The sequence below is a fragment of the Paenibacillus plantiphilus genome (genome assembly GCF_927798095.1).
Taxonomy (GTDB): Bacteria; Bacillota; Bacilli; order Paenibacillales; family Paenibacillaceae; genus Paenibacillus_Z; species Paenibacillus_Z plantiphilus.
Genome location: NZ_CAKMMF010000029.1, coordinates 1 through 21,765, shown reverse-complemented (window position 1 = coordinate 21,765; position 21,765 = coordinate 1). Strand labels below are relative to the sequence as shown.

15 protein-coding genes and 1 other annotated feature are annotated in these 21,765 nt (G+C 53.8%); of the genes, 11 read left to right on the top strand and 4 right to left on the bottom strand.

The genetic code is table 11. The annotated features are described in order from the left end of the window. Nucleotides 1-21: 21 nt before the first annotated feature. The gene (gene ilvA / locus L6H65_RS21115) at nt 22-1,302 is read right to left on the bottom strand and encodes a threonine ammonia-lyase IlvA (protein WP_236344715.1); all 1,281 of its coding nucleotides are present in this window, start codon (nt 1,300-1,302) and stop codon (nt 22-24) included. Between the two features lie 127 nt (nt 1,303-1,429). Continuing rightward, nucleotides 1,430-1,702, bottom strand: a binding site (T-box leader). 479 nt (nt 1,703-2,181) lie between these two features. Between ilvA and L6H65_RS21110 the strand changes: the two genes are divergently transcribed. The 3 genes from L6H65_RS21110 to L6H65_RS21100 all read left to right on the top strand — a co-directional run bounded on the left by L6H65_RS21110 (nt 2,182) and on the right by L6H65_RS21100 (nt 6,998). Further along, nucleotides 2,182-4,176 carry a DUF5693 family protein gene (locus L6H65_RS21110; protein ID WP_236344714.1) on the top strand — a complete coding sequence of 665 codons (1,995 nt, stop codon included), beginning with the start codon at nt 2,182-2,184 and terminating at the stop codon, nt 4,174-4,176. Then, complete coding sequence (locus L6H65_RS21105; protein ID WP_236344713.1) at nt 4,177-5,565, top strand: glycoside hydrolase family 26 protein; 1,389 nt, start codon at nt 4,177-4,179, stop codon at nt 5,563-5,565. Nucleotides 5,566-6,413: 848 nt separating this feature from the next. Beyond that, the gene (locus L6H65_RS21100) at nt 6,414-6,998 is read left to right on the top strand and encodes a histidine phosphatase family protein (protein ID WP_236344712.1); all 585 of its coding nucleotides are present in this window, start codon (nt 6,414-6,416) and stop codon (nt 6,996-6,998) included. A gap of 11 nt (nt 6,999-7,009) precedes the next feature. On the opposite strand, the gene L6H65_RS21095 is transcribed toward L6H65_RS21100, so the two are convergent. Together L6H65_RS21095 and L6H65_RS21090 are read right to left on the bottom strand one after the other, a co-directional pair. Beyond that, complete coding sequence (locus tag L6H65_RS21095; protein ID WP_236344711.1) at nt 7,010-8,029, bottom strand: electron transfer flavoprotein subunit alpha/FixB family protein; 1,020 nt, start codon at nt 8,027-8,029, stop codon at nt 7,010-7,012. Nucleotides 8,030-8,048: 19 nt separating this feature from the next. Then, entirely contained in the window at nt 8,049-9,053 is a 1,005-nt protein-coding gene (locus L6H65_RS21090; protein WP_236344795.1) for an electron transfer flavoprotein subunit beta/FixA family protein, read from the bottom strand. A 1,197-nt stretch (nt 9,054-10,250) separates the two neighbouring features. Here L6H65_RS21090 and L6H65_RS21085 point away from each other — a divergent pair. The 8 genes from L6H65_RS21085 (at nt 10,251) to L6H65_RS21050 (ending at nt 21,507) form a co-directional block, all read left to right on the top strand. After that, nucleotides 10,251-12,740 carry a (Fe-S)-binding protein gene (locus tag L6H65_RS21085; RefSeq protein WP_236344710.1) on the top strand — a complete coding sequence of 830 codons (2,490 nt, stop codon included), beginning with the start codon at nt 10,251-10,253 and terminating at the stop codon, nt 12,738-12,740. Between the two features lie 90 nt (nt 12,741-12,830). Next, entirely contained in the window at nt 12,831-15,257 is a 2,427-nt protein-coding gene (locus tag L6H65_RS21080; protein ID WP_290370462.1) for a 3-hydroxyacyl-CoA dehydrogenase/enoyl-CoA hydratase family protein, read from the top strand. A gap of 179 nt (nt 15,258-15,436) precedes the next feature. Continuing rightward, entirely contained in the window at nt 15,437-16,645 is a 1,209-nt protein-coding gene (locus L6H65_RS21075) for an acetyl-CoA C-acyltransferase (protein WP_236344709.1), read from the top strand. A gap of 15 nt (nt 16,646-16,660) precedes the next feature. Further along, nucleotides 16,661-18,571, top strand: coding sequence for an acyl-CoA dehydrogenase family protein (locus L6H65_RS21070; RefSeq protein ID WP_236344708.1), 1,911 nt, complete (start codon nt 16,661-16,663; stop codon nt 18,569-18,571). 29 nt (nt 18,572-18,600) lie between these two features. Further along, entirely contained in the window at nt 18,601-20,331 is a 1,731-nt protein-coding gene (locus L6H65_RS21065) for a long-chain-fatty-acid--CoA ligase (RefSeq protein ID WP_236344706.1), read from the top strand. Next, nucleotides 20,328-20,759 carry a PaaI family thioesterase gene (locus L6H65_RS21060; RefSeq protein ID WP_236344705.1) on the top strand — a complete coding sequence of 144 codons (432 nt, stop codon included), beginning with the start codon at nt 20,328-20,330 and terminating at the stop codon, nt 20,757-20,759. The genes L6H65_RS21065 and L6H65_RS21060 overlap by 4 nt, the downstream gene beginning before the upstream one ends. Before the next feature lie 116 nt (nt 20,760-20,875). Next, the gene (locus L6H65_RS21055) at nt 20,876-21,079 is read left to right on the top strand and encodes a hypothetical protein (protein WP_236344703.1); all 204 of its coding nucleotides are present in this window, start codon (nt 20,876-20,878) and stop codon (nt 21,077-21,079) included. Between the two features lie 239 nt (nt 21,080-21,318). Continuing rightward, on the top strand, nt 21,319-21,507 hold the full coding sequence (locus tag L6H65_RS21050) for a hypothetical protein (RefSeq protein WP_236344702.1): 189 nt from the start codon (nt 21,319-21,321) through the stop codon (nt 21,505-21,507). 77 nt (nt 21,508-21,584) lie between these two features. Here the strand turns inward: L6H65_RS21050 and L6H65_RS21045 are convergent. After that, the coding region (locus L6H65_RS21045; RefSeq protein ID WP_503827065.1) for a hypothetical protein at nt 21,585-21,765 on the bottom strand (181 nt) is incomplete at its 5' end.

Genomic DNA, 21,765 nt, shown 5'->3' with positions numbered 1-21,765 from the left:
GCAGGGGCCGGAGTTTGGTTGCTAAATAAGCAAATTGAACAGCAAAGGATCTTTGTTCAATTCAATGAACTGGAGGCCCTTCATCCGCATCCGGGCAATGAGCGGCTCATAATCTTGTCTGTGCTTAAGCTCAATGCCAACGAGGGCAGGGCCGTTATCCTTGTTATGCTTCTTCGTATACTCGAACCGGGCAATATCGTCGTCAGGTCCGAGCACCTCGTCGAGAAATTCGCGTAATGCGCCGGCCCGCTGCGGGAAGTTAACCATGAAATAGTGTTTCAAGCCCTCGAAGACGAGTGACCGCTCTTTGATCTCCTGCATGCGGTCTACATCATTGTTGCCTCCGCTGATGATGCATACGACGGTCTTGCCAACGATCTGCTCCCGATACAGATCAAGCGCGGCAATGGGGAGTGCTCCTGCCGGCTCTGCGACAATTGCATTCTCATTATAGAGATCAAGCAGCGCTGTACATGCTTTGCCCTCTGGCACGAGTACTATATCATCGAGCAGCTCCTGGCACATGCGGAAGGTCAAGTCGCCGACGCGCTTCACTGCTGCGCCGTCTACGAATTTATCGATGGAGTCAAGCGCAGTGACTTCACCGGCATCCAGGGAGCTGCGCATCGAGGGCGCTCCCTTTGGCTCGACGCCAATAAGCTTGGTTGCCGGGGAGACAGCTTTGACATAAGCGCCTACACCTGCCGCAAGCCCGCCGCCGCCGACAGTGAGAAAAATATAGTCGGGCGAAGTCTCAACGGTTTCCATGATCTCCTTGCCGATCGTGCCATTGCCGGCGATGATCTTGGGATCGTCAAAGGGATGGATGAATGCCAGGTCATCCCGCTGGCTGACGGTCACAGCAGCATCGTAGGCATCGTCGAAGGAGTCGCCGGTTAAGATGATTTCCACATCGGGACCGCCGAAGAAGGCGACCTGATTGACCTTCTGACGGGGAGTGGTGCTCGGCATATAGATTTTGCCCGGTATGCCAAGCGCTTGGCAGGAGAAGGCCACCCCTTGCGCATGGTTGCCCGCACTTGCGCATACGACGCCCCGTTCCAGCCGTTCCAGCGGTAGCGACTTCATCAGGTGATAGGCGCCGCGCAGCTTGAAGGAGCGGACGACCTGAAGATCCTCCCGTTTCAATAATACGGTGCAGCCGTAGCGAGCGGAGAGTACGCGATTGTGCAGCAGCGGCGTTCGTGCCGCTACTTCCTTGACATGCATTTGCGCTTGTGCGATTTCCGCTAAACCGACCGTATATCCGTCCCTGCTGCTTGACTGTGAATTGTTCCCCATTGTTATACCTCTCCTTTGTATCCCTCAATTAACAGACGAGCCGCTGTGAATAAACGTTGTGAAAAACGTTGTAAAAAAACTGTGAAAAACTATGAAAAACTGTGAAAAACAAAAAAATCCCGTCCCTATAAGGGACGAGATATACTCGCGATACCACCCTACTTCCGTCAGCTCCCTGGATTGCGAAGCATTCGGCGCTTAGTCGCGTACTAACATACGCGCTCCGTGTAACGGCGGATACCGTCCATGCTTACCTATTCCAATCTGCAATTGGAGGAATTGTTCAGCATGTCTTCTCAGGGAGGATATGTCATCTGTTGGCAAACATCGGCTTTCAGCAAGCGCCGACTCTCTGGGGGATGCCAGTTTCAAATGCATGTGTTCCCATCAATGAATTTTAATTGTTCGGAATATTCTTGTTATACCCCTGCAGCGATGAAATGTCAATCTCCATTATTGCGAGGCTCTTGGCTATCAAGCATCATCGACGAGTAGTAGAATTGCTTTTGGAATATATTCGCCTATTCAAGCTCTTCCCTAACTGATATAGTATATTTTGTAAAAATAGTTTAAACAGCAGCAGGAGGTTTAAACTATAGATGCAAACAGAAACTAAGGGTTACATACCGAACAGATAAGACCTGTAGCGCGATCACAGTTGAGGCTGACCGCAGGCAAGCTTTATTAAACAGTCTGTTGAGAATACGAGAAGCTGGCAGGCTTGGGCGCTAGCATGAAAGAATGCATCTTCGGACATATGCAATAAGGAAGAATACGATGATTGCGAATGCAGGGTAACTTTCTGGCATCTACATTCGTTTCAAGGATAGAGCTGTGATATAATAGTCAGGATTTTGAAAACAATCCAGAGGTGTAATTTTGACAAAAAATGTTATTGCTATCGCGTTTATACTTATTTTATTGACTGCAATAGGATCATTACCGCTGCTAGCGAATCGCTGGCAGGCAGAGGAGAATGACCGACAAGTCGAAATTGCCATTCCCGGAGAGTGGGTGTTGCAGAAGGGCAAGCTGCAGTTGGCTCAGTTACAGTTGTTCAAGGAAGCTGGGGCGACTACAGTGCTGCTGGAAGCGGTGCTGCCCAAGCCTGATGACGCAGCAATGCCGGGGGAGCTATTAACAACAGCGTTCAAATCGGCTGCATTGGCATTGCGAGAGCAGCATGGCTGGGAAGTTATGGCTTATATCGCTGCGGAGAGATTTCCCGTTCAGGAAGAGTTCGTGAAAGAGCTTTTCAAGGAGCTGTCTGCTGCTGGAATCAAGCGTGTACAGTTCGCCGGAATGGAAGTGCCAGGTTATACGAGTGATCTAGAGCCAATCGCAAACAGTCTTATAGAGTATAAAATGCATGCCGTACTGGTGAAGAGCCAGCAAGGGGCGCTTGCGCTGTCGCGTCAGAGCGGTTATCAATCCATACGGAGTCTGTTCTTCAACTCGCAGCAGCTGCAGTCCATGACGATCAGCGAAGCGGTAGATACATTCGAGCTCGGTGTTCGTGAACGGGGAATCCGGCTTGTGACATTTATGCCGCAGCGCGGGGGGGCGGTGGAAGGAAATGAAGGGGCAGCTGTCAAACGGACAGATTACGAGAGCCACGTCCAAGCCATCATTGAACAGCTGCATAGGCAGTTGAAGGATGAATATCGCTGGGGAGACGCCAGTCCGATTGCTGAACAATATTCGGAGCCAAGCAAGCTATGGCGGACGCTTCCGGTGGTGGGAATTGGAGCGTTGTTTCTGCTGTTGGCCGGCAGTGTATTTGAAGCCTTGTCATCACGTATAAGAACGGTCATCATACTGCTGATTGCGGCAGGAACCGCTGCTATCTGGGTACTCTGGATGGCTGCGCCTGCGGGCTGGAGCGGCAGAATAGAAAGTGTTATCGCATTGTGGGGAGCTATCGCTGCCCCGAGCGCAGCAGTATTATGGATGAGAAGATGGCACAAGCGCAAGGAGCTGTCTCCGCAGGAAATGGAAGCTGCAGCGAACAACGGCGCTGTAGGAAAGAACCGCGATATAGCCAAGAGCGGCGATATAGTGAGGAACGGTGTAGGAAATCGCTCAGCGGCGATTGAGAAGCGGGCAGTCGGAGTGGGCCATGCTTTGATTAAGGCTGTGGCGGGTTATGCGGCGGCAGTAGCAATTACATCAGCAGGCATAATCTACGTGTCGGCGCTGCTGAGCGATATCGCATACCTTGCATATATCGATTTATTTCGCGGCGTGAAGCTGCTGTATGTTGGACCGATTACAATCATTATCATAGGGCTCCTGCTGCAGGGGGATTGGTTCAATACTTGGTGGGGGGATCGGCGAGGAGCAAATGGCGCGGCTGATTTGGCCGCTGGTGATACACATCGAAGCCATTTGCAACCAAGATTGCGTTCAGCGCGCGATACTGCCAATAGCCGTTCGAGGAAACGGCGCAATGCCCTGTTCATAGGTGCAGCTCTGGTGGCAGGCGGCGCTGGTATGGCCTACCTGCTTGCAAGAACAGGCAATAGCGATATGGTGCTGCCTTACGAGGGCGAGCTGCGTCAGCTATTATCGGATCTGTTCGGTGTACGCCCGCGAACGAAGGAATGGCTGATCGGGTTTCCATTGCTGATGATCGCTGCATGTATGGTTGCACGGTACAGGAGGGGCATATGGCTGCTACCGCTTGGAGCAATCGGGCTTTGCTCGATGGTGAACACGTTCACACATCTGCATTCCCCGCTTTCCATATCCTTGACGCGGTCATGGACGGGCGTATTGCTTGGCGGAGCAATCGGGGTTCTTTTCTTTATCCTCGCAGATTGTTTGTGGAAGAAGAGGGATCGGCAGCAGGATGTGAACATGGAGGGGAACTAAGTGTTGAGAGATACGTATAAATCACGCCGTAGAAGAACAGTTATGTTATGGGCTTTGTGTGTGCTTGCGATGCTGATGCAGCTTGCGATGTTTGGTTATGTGGGCTATAAGGAATATCGCGTTGTCGAAAAAGAGGACTGGACGATACATACGATGCAGCCGAGCTACAAGCTTGCCAAATCAGAGCCGGAGACAGGCGTTTATCTGGGTGGCTATGTTCTGCAGAATCCGGCAATTGAATTCAGCATGAAAACCTTTAACGACCGAACGGGACGGAAGCATGGGAGCTTCTTCAAGTATGTGGGGTATGGCAAGGAGTTTCCGACCAAATGGGTGGAGCAGGTGAAGTCCATCGGGGCAGTGCCGCATATTGCATTCGAGCCAAACAATGGTCTTGCCGAGGTGAAGGATGACGCTTACTTGCAGAAGTTTGCGGATGAAGCGAACAAGGCTGGCGTGCCAATCTTCATGCGATTTGCCTCAGAGATGAATGGAACGTGGACGAATTACAGCGGCGATCCTGAGCAATATAAGGAGACCTGGAAGATGGTGCATCGCATATTCGGTGAGCGCGCGCCGAATATCATCATGGTATGGGCGGTGCTGTCGCTCCCGGAGGAAACGATCGAAAGCTACTATCCGGGCGATGAGTATGTCGATTGGGTTGGCGTTAATGTTTACAGTGTAAAATATCATAATGACAGCCGGCTCCATGAGGCTGATTACGAGGACCCGCTTGATATGCTTAATTTCGTGTACAACCGGTTCAGCCAGGAGAAGCCGATTATGATATCGGAATACGGGGCAACGCATTACACGGTGACGGATGATGAAACCGACAATGCTTTTGCAGTCGAGAAGATCAAGCGATTCTATGGGGAGCTGCCGGACAAGTATCCGCGGATTAAGGCTGTGTTTTATTTTGACGTAAACAATACGACCGAATATAACGAGAAGCGGCGCATTAACGACTATTCGATCACGACGGAGAAGGAAGTGCTTGCTGCTTACAGCAGCGCAATCAGCCGCTCGGAGTACTTGACTGAGGTGCAGCCGGTGGTGGTGCAGGGAACTGAAGCGGAGCAGCGCTTAACGTATCGGGGCCTGATTTATAAGGAAGACGATATGCTGTATGCCGATATGAATTTTTTCACCGATGTGTTGGGACTGAAGCTGGAGGAGGATGGCTCCTCCCAGAAGCTTGTGAACGGAAACGGTTCAGTAGAAGTGGATATTAGCAAGAAACGGATTTGGGCCGGGTATAATTATTTCAATTACATCCCAAGATATCGTTCCATTGATGCGCTTCCAATTCAGCAAACGCTGGAGCCGCTTGGTTATCAGGTTAAAGTGGAGGGCAAAGATATTATTGTAGAGCCGCAGCCGTAGTCTGCATCCGCGTTCGGATGTTGGATGGACTCTGCAGAAGGCTTGAAGGGGTTTGGCAAAGCTAGCAAGACTAGTAAGACTAACAAGACTAGTAAGACTAACAAGACTAACAAGACTAACAAGACTAACAAGACTAGTAAAATGATTGACCATAGGAGTGCAGCGCTTGTTCAATGGACGGCGCTTTTTTTATATTTTGAAGGATTTCTGCTAATAGTGTGCGAAAGGCCATGATATGACGAGTGTGGGGTATCGGTGGAGTCTGTAAGCGTAAAAAAACCTCTTACGGCTATAAAAAGGAGCGAGATTGATCTTGTAAGCGGTGAAAATCGTCTTATAGCCCGAGAAAGGGTATGAAAGGGGCATCGGTGGAACCTGTAAGCGTACAAAACCCTCTTACAGCTATTAAAAAGGAGCGAGATTGATCTTGTAAGCAGTGAAAATCGTCTTATAGCCCGAGAAAGGGTATGAAAGGGGCGGCCCCAGCGAGGGTTTGAAATGGGTAGCCTGAGCGAGAGAAGAGATGTTCACTGAGTATGATACAAGTGGGATGTTAATTTGATGTTGCAGACCTCTCCATAATTCAAAAAGAATTGTTTGAATGAAGCTTCGTAACGGAATTTTGGCGGATAGTAGTGTTGAGTCGTATGATATCGAACAGGTTAGTTGAAATGGGATTTATGTGGAAGAGATGATGAGATGATTCTATGGAGTCACGGGAAACGTTGCTTCTATGGAGACAATGGTCAGATTAACTGTGAATGAGCCGATGATTAACTATAGAACGATTGAGTCGCTGAATTGTGGAACGAGTAGAATCTTATAAATTTTGATAGGGGGTAGTTGATTTGACAACGATTTATATGGTTAGACATGCGGAGTCGCCGTTAATACTCGGTGAGGAGCGGATACGAGGCTTGTCCCCGCGTGGTCATGAGGATGTGAAGCGTGTTGAGGAAATAATGCGTTTCGTAGAAGTTGATGTCGTCGTATCAAGCCCATATGCCAGAGCTTTGTTGACGGTTAAAGGAGTGGCGGAGGCGAAGGGACTTCCCGTTATTGAGCTGGAAGAGCTCAGGGAACGCCCTATCGTGGGATTGCAGGACAAGCTAGCGCAGCAGGCGTTCACGGCAAGAATCCGGCAGTCTTTTGACGATAAGGATTTTGTGCCTGATGGCGGAGAATCTACGAGACAAGCTCAGGAAAGAGCGATTCCGATTATCGGAGAGCTGCTTCGTAAATATGAGGGCAAATCGATTGTTATCGGTACACATGGTAATATAATGACGATTATTTTGAACCATTACGATGATCGGTATGGTGTTGCTTTTTGGGAGAGTACGTCCATACCGGATATTTACCGATTGGATTTTGCAGGTGAGAAACTGGTTGGAGTGAGGCGTATGTGGGAGGAAAATGGGCGGAAAGAGTAAGCCGGTCGAGCTTAGTCGCCCGGCTGCGCTAAGAAATGCTGGAACCGCTTCGTCAACAAAGGAACGATCTCGAACAGATCCCCGACGATCCCGTAATCGGCTACGCTGAAGATAGGAGCCTCGGGGTCCTTGTTGATGGCTACGATAACACGGGATTGGCTCATGCCTGCCAAATGCTGAATGGCGCCGCTAATACCACAGGCGATGTAGAGCTTGGGAGTGACGGTTTTGCCAGTTTGCCCGATTTGGAGCGAATAATCGCAATATCCGGCGTCACATGCGCCGCGAGATGCGCCCACTGCACCGCCTAGCGTGCTTGCGAGCGCCTCCAGCGGCGCGAATCCTGCTGCGCTGCGCACGCCTCTGCCTCCGGCGACGATCACATCCGCTTCGGAGAGGTCCACGCCGCCGCCAACTTTGCGCGCGATGCTGCGGATGGTGGCCCGGAGCGGCGGCGCGGTGAATGGCAGCGCCGCAATTATGCCCTTGCGATCCTCGGGAACGAGGTCCGCTATGGGCAGGTTGTTCGGGCGGACCGTGATGACCCACGGTGAGCCCGGAAGGAAGCGTCGCCGCTCGAACGCCTTGCCGGCGTAGAGCGGGCGGGTGAACACGGCGTCGCCGCCGTCCGTCGTCTCGACGGCGGTGACGTCCGCGATGTGGCCGGCTCGCAAAGCGGCGGCCACACGGGGCGCGAGCTCGCGCCCAACAGCGGTGTGGCCGAGCACGATCACGCTCGGCCCTACCGCTGCGGCAGCCGCGCCGATAGCGGCGGCGTATGCCTCCGGCGCGAATAGCGCAAGGGCGGGGTCGTCGATAACGTGGACGACCCCCGCTCCCCGGGCGGCGAGCTCGGCGGCGGCTGCGCTCCGCGCCGCCGACTCGCCGCCTGCCAGGACGGCATGCACAGCGCCGCCGTCCTGAGCAAGCCGCCGCGCGATGCCGAGCGCTTCAAGCGCCACGCGGCGCAGCTTGCCATCCGAGCACTCGGCAAATACGAGTGCGGTATGATTTTGAGTGCTATTCAGCATGGGCTCCCCGCCTCCTTGTTCAATCTGCACCGAATAATTTCGCTTCACTGCACAGAAGCTCGACAAGCGCGATCGTTTGCTCTTCAGGCGTTCCTGTCAGCTTTTTGCCTGCCGCTCTTGGAGGCGGGGTGAGCAGCGCCAGGCGCTCCGAGCGCGGAGTCAAATCATCAGCCGTCAAATGAAGCTCGTTAACCGTCAGATGACGCAGAGATTTTCTCTTCGCTTTCATTATGCCAGGCAGAGAGGGATAACGCGGCTCGTTCAAGCCCTGCTGCGCTGTAATGAGTGCAGGCAAGGGCAGCAGCACAGTCTCAATGCCCCACTCGGTTTCACGCTCCACAGAAGCTATTAATTCAGAGGCAGCTTCCCAATCCGGAAGGGCAGCTTTCATGCTCCGCTTGCCTGCTTCTTTTGCCCTGGGATTTTCATCCAAATGATGATGATCAGAGCATCCACCCATTTTCTCAGCAACCCCTTCCTTAACGACCCCATTCGCAGGTGAGGAATTCACGCTCGCATTAGCTTCCAGAATTGTAGTATAGGGGCTGTTGCCTCCACTCGTATTTGCTTCTGGCAGTTCATCACACTCACGAATATCGAGCTTCAAGGCAGCTGATGCATGTGGCAAATGGAGCCTTTCAGCTACTTGGAGGGCGATGCTGCCCGCACCCCGATCAATCGCGAACAAACCGGCCAACACAAGGTCCGGAGCAATGCTTTTCACAATTTCCGCGAGGGCAGCCGCTATTGCAAGCCCATCGTCCGGCAAATCATTGTCCGCGACAAGCACCGCTTCGTCGGCTCCCATAGCCAATGCGGTACGAAGAGCCTCGCCAGCACGATCAGGACCGCAGGATACGACTGTTACGCTCCCGCCATGCTTCTCACGCAGTCGAAGAGCTTCCTCAAGCGCATATTCGTCATACGGATTTATAATAAATTTCACATGATCCTCCGCCACAGAGCCATTGACCAGTTCGATTTTTTCCTCAGTGTCGAAAGTCTGCTTCAACAGCACGACCATATTCACTGACCTGACCTCCTTTACATTCGTATCTATAGGCATCCTGAACCCAAGATAAGCGGCTACATGGGAAAAAAACCATGAAAAGCGCGGACGATGAAGCCTGCATACAAGTGGATTCACCCGCAGTAAGCATGAAAAACCGCCTTACAACACGCGCTGATCGAAGTTCTCGCCGTGTAAGCATAAAAAATCGTCTTACAGCCGCACCAACCGCCACATACAGGTCCAATCTGTCGCAGTAAGCATGAAAAACCGCCTTACAACACGCGCCGATCGAAGTTCTCGCCGTGTAAGCATAAAAAATCGTCTTACAGCCGCATCAACCGCCACATACAGGTCCAATCTGCCGCAGTAAGCATGAAAAACCGCCTTACAACACGCGCTGATTGAAGTCCTCGCTGTGTAAGCATGAAAAATCGTCTTACAGCCGCACCAACCGCCACATACAGGTCCAATCTGTCGCAGTAAGCATGAAAAACCGTCTTACAACACGCGCCGATCGAAATTCTCGCCGTGTAAGCATAAAAAATCGTCTTACAGCCGCACCAACCACCACATACAGGTCCAATCTGCCGCGGTAAGCATGAAAAACCGCCTTACAACATGCGTTGATTGAAGTTCTCGCCGTGTAAGTATAAAAAATCGTCTTACAGCCGCACCAACCGCAAAATTGGCGATAATTGCTTGCGCCCAGTGCTACCATATGATGCGCATTAGAATATTAGACCGTTCGACCAATTCCAATGCTCGCAAACCTGCTATCAACAAACGCACGCCAGTCGTCATCAACAAACAACGGTTCCGCCATCATCCTAAACAAACACACGCCAGTCGTCATTAACAAACATAGGCCTGACATCCTCAACAAACCCACGGTCCCGCCAACATCAACAATCACCGTGATCCTGCTATCAACAAATACACGCGCCCGTCGTCATCAACAATCACCGCGAACCTGCCATCCTCAACAAACAAAGCCGTCTGCTATCATCATCAGACTTGGCTTCATTCAATTCCTGATCATACCGCCTTGATCAAATACACGATGCAGTCATCGGCATCCTCGCATGTTCACGGCGAAGGAGACATATACTTGAACACTCCAGTGTTTTGTAAGCGTTTGCCTGCTTGTCCGATGGTACGAAGGAATGTCATTGTGGTCGTCGTGCAACCGAATGGAAAGGAGGGCTCTGCATGGCGCAGCTGCTCATAAACGGGTTGGATATCACCCAGTTGGCGCGATGGCTGCTGTTCGCTCTCATGACAGCTGCAGCGCTGTGGATGTTTGCACTTGCCGTTCTCCACCGGATAGGGTACATCCGCCTTGGACAGAGCAAGCCAAAGAGAGAAGTGCCGTCGCCTGTTTCCACACCACCGTCTGTTTTCACGCCATCGTCTGTCTCCACGCCGTCGCCTGTTTTCACACCATCGTCTATTTCCACACCATCGTCTGTCTCCACGCCAACTTCAAACCGACTAAAAGCGCTGCATTCATCCTCGAAAAGCAGCCCAGCCCCTCAGCGCAAACGCTACGCTACTGCGGCTGTCCAATCAGCTGAAGCCCAGAAGCAGTGGGAATGGGCGACGGAAGTGTTCGGCCATCGCAGGCTGCTGAAGGATTTGCGCAGCGGGCTGCTTCATTTGGTGCTGTTCTACGGCTTCATTGTTCTGCAGCTTGGCGCTGCCGACATCATATGGAAGGGTTTGAGCGGCGCGTCTCTTCCGCTGCCTGCCTACGGAGCATTCACAGCGATCCAGGAATGGACGGTAACGCTCATTATGCTCGCTGTTATCTATGGCGCATATCGCCGCTATATGGAGCGGATAAGCAGATTGAAGCGCGGCTGGAAGCCTGCCATCGTGCTATGGTTCATCGGGGGATTAATGGCGACGATCGTTATGACGCAAGCTTTTGACACCATTCATGAATGGCTGCACAGCGGCGGCGAGCCCAGCTACACAGCCAGCGCCCCCCTCTCATCTGCGGCAGCCTGGATGCTGCACCAGTGGGGGCTGACGTCAACTGCGGCAGCCTGGGGCTATGAGCTTTTCTGGTGGCTGCATTATGTCGTGCTGCTTGCTTTTCTCGTCTATGTGCCGCAATCGAAGCATTTTCACATTTTCGCCGCTCCCGTTAATTTGTGGCTTCGCAGAAGAGCGCCTGTCGGTAAGCTGGAGCCGCTTGATCTGGAGGATGAAAATGCTGAAACGTTCGGCGTTGGCGCGATTGAACAATTTTCGCAGAAGCAGCTCATCGATTTGTACGCTTGTGTGGAATGCGGCCGTTGTACGAATGTATGTCCGGCATCGAATACCGGCAAGCTGCTGTCGCCAATGCATCTCATTATGAAGCTGCGCGACCATCTGACCGAGAAGGGTGCTGCGATTACATCCCGCTCCCCATGGGTTCCAAGCTTTAACGGAATCAGAGGGGATACATCCGGTGGCGATTATGCCATGAATGCTCCATATGCTGCGAAGGGCGCTCATGTTATGGGCGGCACAATTCCTGTCTGGATAGACAATGAAGGGACTGGGAGACGGATATCGATTGAGCCGACTATGGCAGCGCAGCAGCAAGCTTGGGCCTTCCATGTGAAGAACAATGTTTCTGAGGTGCAGCTAATCGGGGATGTCATGACGGAATCCGAGCTCTGGTCATGCACGACATGCCGCAGCTGTGAGGAGCAGTGCCCTGTCGGCAATGAGCATGTGGATAAAATCATCGATATGCGCCGCTATCTCGTGCTTATGGAGGGACGCCTTCCAAGCGAAGGTCAGCGCGCATTGCAAAATATCGAGCGTCAAGGCAACCCCTGGGGGCTGCCTCGCGCAGAGCGGGCAGGGTGGCTCTCGGCTTTCGAATCGCTGTATGCCGATAATCCGCCTGTACGGTCCATGCGTGATATGACGCAGGCGGACGATCGGCCTGAGCTGCTGCTATGGGCAGGAACGATGGGCTCCTATGACGAGCGCAGCAGACGGGTATTGTTTGCGCTGATCAGATTGCTTCAGCATGCGGGGATACCCTTTGCTGTACTTGGCAATGAGGAGAGGAATTCGGGTGATGCGGCAAGGCGAATGGGCAATGAACTGCTGTTCCAAACGCTGTGCCGAGACAATATTGCGATTCTCAAAAAGTATGGCATTCGCAGGATCGTTACGATTTGTCCCCATACGTATCATGCTTTTAAGAATGAATATGCCGATTTTGGCGGGGGCTATCATTTCACGGTGGAGCATCATACGATGCTGCTTGATCAGCTTGTTGCAGATGGGAGCTTGCGGCCCGTACATCGGATGAAGGAACGAGTGGTGTACCACGATTCCTGTTATCTTGGCCGCTATAACGGCGAATACGATGCTCCAAGGAGGCTGCTGCAGGCGATCCCGGGCGTGCTGCTGCTGGAAATGGAGCGGTCTCGGCAGAATGGGATGTGCTGTGGCGCTGGCGGCGGGCTCATGTGGATGGAGGAACGCAGCGGCGTGCGAGTCAACGAAGCAAGGGCATCGCAGGCGCTGGCGGTAAATCCGACTATTATCGGCTCGGCATGCCCCTACTGTTTAACGATGATGGAGGACGGAGTCAAGCAGCTTGCTGCGAATGCGAATGCGAGTGCTGTTCGCGCCCGGGATATCGCTGAGCTGCTGGCTGATAGCGTACTGGGAGGCGGAGGCGGCTAATTCAATTCGCATAGAGAGACCGAGTCAGCAGCCGCAGCAGCCGCACAACAGCTGATACGCTGTCTCATCCCATTCAAAGGGGGAAACGATGTGGGAGGTTCAACGCCATTTGCGCCAATTCGGCGTGCGGCGGTTATCGGAGCGGGCGTGATGGGGGCGGGAATTGCAGCGCATCTGGCTAATGCTGGAATGAAAGTGCTGCTGCTCGATGTGCCGCCGACCGCGCTCACACCAGAGGAAGCGCAAGCTGGACTAACGCTTGCCGACAAGCCGGTTCGCAACCGTCTCGCAGCCAAAGCATTAGCAGCCCTGACGAAGCGCCAGCCACAGGCGCTGTACGATAATGCTTATGCGGCTCGCATTACGGCAGGCAATCTGGAGGATGATGGCGCCAAGCTTGGCGATGTGGAGTGGATTGTCGAAGCCGTTGTAGAGAGACTGGACGTGAAGCAGGCAGTGCTGGAGCGTATTGAAGCTGCGAGGGGAGCGGGGACTATTGTCACAACCAATACCTCTGGCCTGTCTGTTGCAGCGATGGCAGAGGGCAGGGGGGAGTCGTTTCGGAACTATTTTGCCGGGGCGCATTTCTTTAACCCTCCCAGACATATGAAGCTTGTTGAGCTTGTGCCGGGGCCGGATACGGACCCTGAGCTGCTCGTCCGGCTTGCGGATATTTGCCATCGCCAGCTCGGCAAAGGTGTAGTCGTTGCGAAGGACACGCCGAATTTTATCGCCAATCGAATCGGTACTTACGGGATGCTCGTTACGATTCATGCGATGCGGCGCTATGGACTTACGGTTGATGAGGTGGACGCTTTGACAGGGCCTGCGATGGGGAGACCCAAAACGGCAACTTTTCGCATGCTGGATCTGGTGGGGCTGGATACGCTGCTGCATGTTGTAGATAACGTTCGCGAGCGAAGCGATGACGAGCAGGAACGCGCGGCATTCGCAAGGCCGCCTGAGCTGGAGGCGCTGGCTGCAAGGGGATGGCTCGGCGAAAAGACGGGTCAGGGCTTCTACCGCAAGCTGGGCCGTCAGGGAGCGGGAAGCGCAATCGAGACGCTTGATCTCGCAACGATGACTTACGCTCCCAAGCGGACAATTCATTCGCCCAGCATTGAAGCTGCCAAAGCGGCTAAAGGGGCCAAGGCTAAGCTGCAAGCACTGCTCTACACCGATGCCGCCGACAGGCACGCGCAGTTTGCCTGGCTGTCGCTGAAAGAAACGCTTCTGTATGCCGCGCGGCAGCTTGGAGGGATTGCCGACACGATGGCAGATATCGACCATGCGCTTGTATGGGGCTTCAATTGGGAGCTGGGACCCTTCGAGCTGTGGGATGCCATCGGATTGGAGCGGTCGGTGGCGCGGATGAAGGCAGAGGGCGATGCGATTCCCAAATGGGTGGAAGAATGGCTTGGCGCGGGGCACGAATCATTCTACAGCAGCTCGGAGGGCGGGAAGGGACGACAATATGCATACCGTGGCCGCTTCCGCGAGCTGGAGGAGCAGCCGGATGTCATCTCATTGTCGGCGCTTCAAGCCGCAGGGAAAGTTGTATTCGGCAACGCCGGCGCGAGTCTCATTGATATTGGCGAGGATGTAGCCTGTCTGGCGTTTCATTCGCCCAATAATGCAATCGGCGGCGATATTTTGTCCATGATCCGGCAAAGCGCTGATGAGGTCAGCCGCAGCTGGCGGGGACTGGTCATCGCCAATGAGGGGCGACATTTCTGCGTCGGAGCGAATGTCATGCTGCTGCTTATGGAGGCGCAAAGTGGCGATTTCGATGAAATTGACGAGATTATTAGGCAGTTCCAGAACAGCATGCTGCGCTTAAAAAGACTCGACCGTCCCGTTGTCGCCGCACCTCACAGAATGACGCTCGGCGGAGGGGTTGAAGCCTGTCTTCCTGCGGATGCGGTTATATTCGCGGCAGAGACTTACTACGGACTCGTCGAGACCGGAGTGGGCCTCATACCAGCAGGCGGGGGCTGCAAGGAAGCGGTAGCGATGGCTGCCATGCGCGCTGGTGCAGAGGGAGAACTGCAGCCCCATATTAATCTGTTATTCGAGACGATTGCGATGGCGAAGACTTCAACAAGCGGGTTTGATGTACGACGTATTGGTCTGGCACGTCCACAGGATCGCGCTGTCATTCGCGGCGAGACTCGCGTCCATGAAGCGAGAAGAACTGTGCTGGAGCTGGACCGGATGGGCTATATTCCGCCGCAAGAGGATGAGCGGATTCGTGTTGCAGGGCGAGAGGGCAGAGCCGTCCTGCAGCTCGCGGTGGAAGCGATGCGGCTCGGCGGCCATATTAGCGCCCATGATGCGCATATTGGCCGCAAGCTGGCACATGCGCTTGCCGGGGGCGAAGCTCCGCCAGGAGCTTATGTAAGCGAGCAATATTTGCTCGATTTGGAGCGCGAAGCGTTCCTTAGCTTGTGTGGCGAACCGCTCACACAAGCGCGCATGAGCCATATGCTTGCGACAGGCAAGCCGTTGCGGAACTAACTGGTTGTAAGCGACAGGCAAGCCGCTGCGAAACTAGCTGTTTGCAATCGACAAGTAAGCCGCAGCGGAGCTATCGGTCTGGCATCGCAGTGAGGCCGCTGCGGAACTAGTTGTCTGCAAGCGGCAGGCACAGCGTTGCGCTGCACCTATCCGCAGCGAAGATGCAAGGAGGGATGCCAATGGCGACAACGAATCACGATCATGATGCCGTTATCGTATCAGCGGTACGAACCGCAGTAGGGAAGTCGAGGAAGGGAAGCCTTGCCGGAACACGCGCTGAGGATATGGGCCGCGCTGTGCTGCGGGCGGCAGTTGAGCGCGTGCCGGGCCTGCTGCCGGGCGAGATTGAAGATGTCATTATCGGCTGTGCGATGCCAGAGGGAGAGCAGGGGCTTAATTTTGCCCGGATCATGTCGTTGTATGCGGGCTTTCCGGCGGCAACGCCTGCCGTCACGGTCAATCGTTTCTGCGCCTCTGGATTGCAAGCTATAGCTTATGCGGCAGAGCGCATTAGGCTGGGCGAGGCTGAAGTCATTATAGCTGGCGGAGTAGAAAGTATGAGCCATGTCCCGATGACAGGCTTCAAGCTGTCACCCCATCCCAGGATCGCGGATATCATGCCGGAGGTTTATATGGGCATGGGCCATACTGCGGAGGAGGTGGCAAAGCGCTATGGTATCAGCCGTCAGGCACAGGATATTTACGCGGCGGAGAGCCATCGCAAAGCAGCAGCGGCAATATCGGCTGGCCGCTTTCTGGAGGAGATTGTGCCGCTGCAGGTGCGAAGCGAAGGAGTTGACCAGCACGGCAGGCCGTTTGCCCGGTCCTTCATCTTTAACACCGACGAAGGTGTTCGAGCGGATACAACTTCGGATATTCTGGCGATGCTTAAACCGTCCTTCGCGCGTGATGGCACGGTAACTGCGGGGAATGCTTCGCAAATGAGCGATGGCGCAGCGGCTGTTGTCGTCATGAGCCGCGCTCGTGCAGAGAAACTCGGCGCTCAGCCGCTTGCGGTGTTTCGCGCTTACAGCGTGGCGGGTGTAGCGCCGGAGATTATGGGGATTGGCCCAATTGAAGCCATTCCCAAGGCACTGGGGCGAGCAGGGCTGAAGCTTGAAGAGATTGATCTGTTCGAGCTTAATGAAGCTTTTGCCGCCCAATGTATTCCGATCATTGAGAGGCTGGGAATTCGCCCTGAGGCGGTCAATGTCAATGGCGGGGCAATCGCGCTGGGACATCCGCTGGGCTGTACCGGAGCGAAGCTGACCGTATCGCTCATCCATGAGCTGAGGCGTCGTGGTGGAGGGACCGGTGTTGTGTCCATGTGCGTGGGAGGCGGAATGGGAGCTGCCGGCGTGCTGGAGGTAATGCCTGCAGACACATAGAAAGGAGCGGACATTATGAAGGGGACGAAACGTTGGGGCGGACGCTTTGTTGTAGAGGAGATAGAACCCGAAGCCATCGTAACGCCTGAGGATTTCACTGAGGAGCAGCGTATGATTGCGGACGCTGCCAAGGCGTTTATTGCAGGAGAGGTTCTTCCACGGGACGCTGAGATCGAGGCACTGAATTACGCCTTGACGACAGAGCTTATGGGCAAGGCAGGCGAGCTGGGCTTGCTTGGCGCTGATGTGCCGGAGGCATATGGCGGGCTTGGTCTCGATAAAGTAAGCACGACGCTCCTGACAGAGACGCTGGCAGAAGCTTCTTCATTCGCTCTGTCGGTCGGTGCGCATGTCGGTATTGGCACACTGCCAATCGTATTCTTCGGTACGCATGAGCAGAAGCAGCGCTATCTGCCTGAACTGGCCTCAGGCCAGCGAATCGCAGCATATTGTCTGACCGAGCCTGCGTCCGGCTCGGATGCTCTGGGCGCTCGGACGACAGCCCACCTGTCGCCTGACGGAGCCTATTATGTGCTGAACGGCTCCAAGCTGTACATTACGAACGCGGGATTCGCCGATCTGTTCATCGTCTACGCCAAGGTGGACGGTGATTATTTTACCGCATTTATTGTGGAACGAAGCACCCCGGGGTTCAGTGTTGGTCCCGAGGAGCAGAAGATGGGCATTAAAGGCTCATCCACCTGTCCACTCTTCTTTGATGATGTCCATGTTCCTGTGGAGAACGTCCTTGGCGAGGTCGGGAAGGGTCATTTAATCGCCTTTAATATTCTTAATATCGGCCGGCTCAAGCTGGCCGCAGGCTGTGTCGGAACAGGCAAAGAAACGATTCGGCTTGCTTCTCAATATGCGAATATCCGCAAGCAATTCGGCCGTACAATCGCCTCCTTTCCGCTCATCGGGGCAAAGCTTGCGAGCATGAATATACTGGCTTATGTAGCAGAGAGCATGGTGTACCGCACAGCGGGATGTATTGATGAGATGCTGCTCTCAATCGAGACCGGAGCTGAATCCGCCGGAGCGGCAGCCGATGCAAGGGACGCATCTGTCGGAGCGGCAGCCGATGCAAAGGACGCATCTGTCGGAACGGCAGCCGATGCAAAGGACGCGAGGGATGGACTGCCGACGGGAGGTTCGGCAGCCGATCTCGGCGCCGCGACAGCTAAAGCGATTAGTGAGTATGCGCTGGAATGCTCGATTAATAAAGTGTTTGCGACGGAGGCGTTGAACTTCATCGTGGACGAAGGCGTGCAAATTCATGGCGGCTACGGCTACATCAAGGAATACAGAATCGAACGGCTCTTCCGCGATGCCCGCATTAACCGAATCTTTGAAGGTACGAACGAAATCAATCGGATGCTTATCCCAAGCACATTGATGAAGAAGGCGCTTAAGGGAGACGTGCCGCTGCTGCGCAAAGCGAGGGCACTGCAGGCAGAGCTGCTGCAGCCCATGACCCTCCCCCCTTTCGAGCAGCCGCTCAGTAAGGAAACGTACCGTATCGGTCAGGCGAAGAAGACCTTCCTCGCCATTGGCGGTCTTGCCGTTCAGAAGTATGGGCTTGGCCTTGAACAGCAGCAGGAGGCGCTATGTCTGCTAGCCGACATGATGATCGCCATCTATGCCATGGAGAGCGCCAATCTTCGCACGCGCAAAATGCTGCTGAAATTGGGCGAGAGCTCACCCAAAGTACAGCATGCGGTGGAGATGACCGTTGTATTCGTGCAAAATACGATGGGAGCTTTAGAGCTTGACGCCAGAAAAGCGCTTGCCGCATTGGAGGAAGGAGATGCGCTGCATACGCAGCTGACCATTCTGAAGAAGCTGATGCGCGCCCCGCTAGTCGATACGATTGCAATGAAACGCAGCATTGCCTCACGCGTCATCCGCAACGAACAGTATGTGTGACAGCTGTGATCTGCTGAAGGGGTGAGAGTATGGAACAAGCGCAAGGGAGGCCGTGGCTCCGCCACTATCCGAACGAGGTGGCGCAGGCGATTGAAATTCCGGACATAGGTGTAGCTGATCTGCTGCTCCAGGCTGCCGGTAACTATGGGGATCATGAGGCGCTTCAATTCTACGGGAAGAAAACTTCGTATCGCCAGCTGCTGAATGCAGCTCGACGAATGGCTGCCGGATTGCAGGGAATAGGGATTGACAAGGGCGACCGGGTTGCCATTATGCTGCCGAATTGTCCGCAGACTGTCATCGCTTACTTCGGCGCTCTGCTTGCGGGTGCTGTCGTTGTGATGACGAATCCGTTGTATGTGGAGCGAGAGCTTGAGCATCAGCTGCGCGATTGCGGCGCAAAGGCTATCGTGACGCTGGATCTGTTGTATCCGCGCCTTGCGAAAGTGCGGGGAGCAGAGCCGGAGCAGGGCTCGCTGCCAGAGCTTCGCTATGCGATCGTAACCTCTATTATGGATGCGCTCCCCTTTCCATTGAATATGCTCTATCCCTTGAAGCAGCGGAGGTCGGGGCAGCATCCGGTCATCCCTTACGGGCAGCATGGCGTTATCTCTTATCGGAAGCTTCTCGCCAGCGCGGCTGCGCTTCCAACTGAGAGGGCTGTCGATCCTGCTCGGGATATTGCGCTGCTGCAATATACGGGCGGGACGACAGGAATGCCTAAAGGGGTCATGCTTACTCACCGCAACTTGGTCGCCAATGCGGTACAGACGGCTGTATGGTGCTACAAGATGAAGGATGGCTGCGAGAAATTTCTGGCTGCGCTTCCGCTCTTCCATGTTTTTGGGCTGACTGTGCTGATGAATCAGTCCGTTATGCGCGCGGGCACGCTTGTTTTGCTGCCGCGATTCGAGATTGAGGCTGTGCTCCAGACGATACGCAAGGTGAAGCCGACAATCTTCCCGGGCGCTCCAACGATGTACATTGCACTCATGAATCACAAGGACTTGCATAAATATGATTTATCGTCCATTGAAGTTTGTGTCAGCGGGGCAGCTCCACTGCCTCTTGAGGTTCAGGAGAGATTCGAGGCGATTACAGGAGGACGCCTTATCGAAGGCTACGGCCTGACAGAAGCATCGCCGGTCACTCATGCCAACCCGATTTGGCACACGCGCAAAATCGGTGCGATTGGCCTGCCGCTTCCCGGGACAGAAGCGCGTATTGTCCATGTGGACACAGGGGAGACGTTGTCTGCCGGTGAGATAGGGGAGCTTGCGGTTCGCGGTCCGCAGGTGATGCTGGGCTATTGGAATCGATCAGAGGAAACGTCAAGCGTGCTGAGGGACGGATGGCTGCATACAGGGGATTTGGCGATGATGGATGAGGACGGATTTTTCACTATTGTTGACCGTATTAAAGATGTTATTATCGCTGGCGGCTTTAATGTGTATCCACGAGAGATTGAGGAGGTGCTGTACGAGCATCCGGGTGTTCAGCATGCTGCCGTTATTGGGGTGAAGGACCCTTACAGGGGCGAGAGCGTGAAAGCTTTCATCGTGCTGCGAGGCGGCACAAGCATATCCCGTATGCAGCTTGACCGCTGGTGCCGCGATCGGCTGGCTCCCTATAAAGTGCCTCATCATTATGTTTTTCGCGATGAGCTTCCCATGTCGATGATTGGAAAGGTGCTCCGCCGCAAGCTGCATGAAGAGGAATATGCAGGAGACAATAGGGACGGGAAGGAGGATGAGGCATGACGGAGCAATGGTTCAAGTCGCAGGTTGATCAGTCGGGCAGCTTGATGCGATTAGGGGAGGACGCAAAGTCGACCTTCTGGGGATTTGTAGGCTGTGAGGCCGTGCGTGCGGAGAAGGGGAAAGCTGTTATATGTCTGGAGGTGCAGCCCCATCATTTGAATCTGTTCGGCCTTGTTCATGGCGGTGTTATCGCGACGCTTATCGATAATGCAATGGGACTGGTCGTCGTTCAAGCCTGTCCGGATGAGAAGACGGTAACCGCCCAGATGAACATCAACTATTTGAAAAGCGAGAGCAAGGGAGTTGTTACTTGCGAGGCCGAGCTTATTCATCGCTCTCATCGAACGCTGACACTCCAGAGCAGCGTGTTCGGAGATGATGGAGAATTGCTCGCATGGGGGAGCGGCTCCTTCCGGCGGGTGAAGTGATTACACATTGTTACAATTTTGTATCAGAGCAGCCTAATTCATTGAAAGCGTTCTCTGTATCCCCTATACTTAGGCCATGTTCGAAATAAATCTTACGGGCGAGGGAGGGACTGTATGTGGTTAATCCATGGATAACAATCTGCGTCATTGCATTCGGCATTGTTGTTGCGATCGTCGGTGTTATGGCGTACTTGCGGATGTACAAGAGCAGTGCCTGGTCTGCTTCCCGCCCGCAGGTGCAGGACGATGCTCCAGCAGCCTCCGATCATTCGGATGACCAGATGGCAGCAGGTACTGAATTTACAGACAATGAAAATTAAACGTTCGCGGGTGAAAATATAGATGGGTGTTCGCTTTTATATTGGCCGCATAAATGATATAATTAACTGACAAATGAAACAAATTAGAAAATTCTATATTCATTTGAGCGATGAACTCGATGTCTTCGACTAGCAGAATAGCCCGATACAGCAGGGTACAAGCGACCGATAGCAGCTATTGCTCGCATTCTCGTACATGATTGCCTAGGACCACCAACCGATGATAGGGAGGGGATTTCATGGCTAAACGTGGCCATAATGAAGTCAAGGAAAGCCTTAAGGAGCTCACGAGAATTTTTCAACCCAAGGACCCCCGAAAGTTTGTCAAAGATTATATTCGCAAGTACCGGATCATGGGCGGATATGAGGACGAACTTACAACGCTGGTCGAGTATGAACTGGGAAAACATCGTTCTTCGGTTAGTTGAGTAATAGGTTGAATATCTGCCTTGTCCGTATGCATAGGGACAAGGCTTTTTGTGTGCGCCCAGCATGGGCGCTATCTCTAGGGTTCAAGTCCCGAATGGTGAAGGCAGTAGTAGCCATAGCTAAAGGCAAGGGTGTCCACCGTGAGGTGGGATCTGAAGGAAGCTGGCGGCAAATCTCCGGTCTGAGGAACACGAACTTCATATAAGGCTAACGTATGTTGGGTGAGACTGCATAACAAGTCAAAGTCCATACTGCCG

Bases quoted from the DNA above. Each gene is read 5' to 3' on its own strand.
- L6H65_RS21085 (WP_236344710.1), top strand. From the start codon at position 10,251: ATGGCGCAGCTGCTCATAAACGGGTTGGATATCACCCAGTTGGCGCGA.
- ilvA (WP_236344715.1), bottom strand. From the start codon at position 1,302: ATGGGGAACAATTCACAGTCAAGCAGCAGGGACGGATATACGGTCGGT.
- L6H65_RS21050 (WP_236344702.1), top strand. From the start codon at position 21,319: ATGGCTAAACGTGGCCATAATGAAGTCAAGGAAAGCCTTAAGGAGCTC.
- L6H65_RS21075 (WP_236344709.1), top strand. From the start codon at position 15,437: ATGGCGACAACGAATCACGATCATGATGCCGTTATCGTATCAGCGGTA.
- L6H65_RS21060 (WP_236344705.1), top strand. From the start codon at position 20,328: ATGACGGAGCAATGGTTCAAGTCGCAGGTTGATCAGTCGGGCAGCTTG.
- L6H65_RS21070 (WP_236344708.1), top strand. From the start codon at position 16,661: ATGAAGGGGACGAAACGTTGGGGCGGACGCTTTGTTGTAGAGGAGATA.
- L6H65_RS21090 (WP_236344795.1), bottom strand. From the start codon at position 9,053: ATGGTCGTGCTGTTGAAGCAGACTTTCGACACTGAGGAAAAAATCGAA.
- L6H65_RS21065 (WP_236344706.1), top strand. From the start codon at position 18,601: ATGGAACAAGCGCAAGGGAGGCCGTGGCTCCGCCACTATCCGAACGAG.
- L6H65_RS21095 (WP_236344711.1), bottom strand. From the start codon at position 8,029: ATGCTGAATAGCACTCAAAATCATACCGCACTCGTATTTGCCGAGTGC.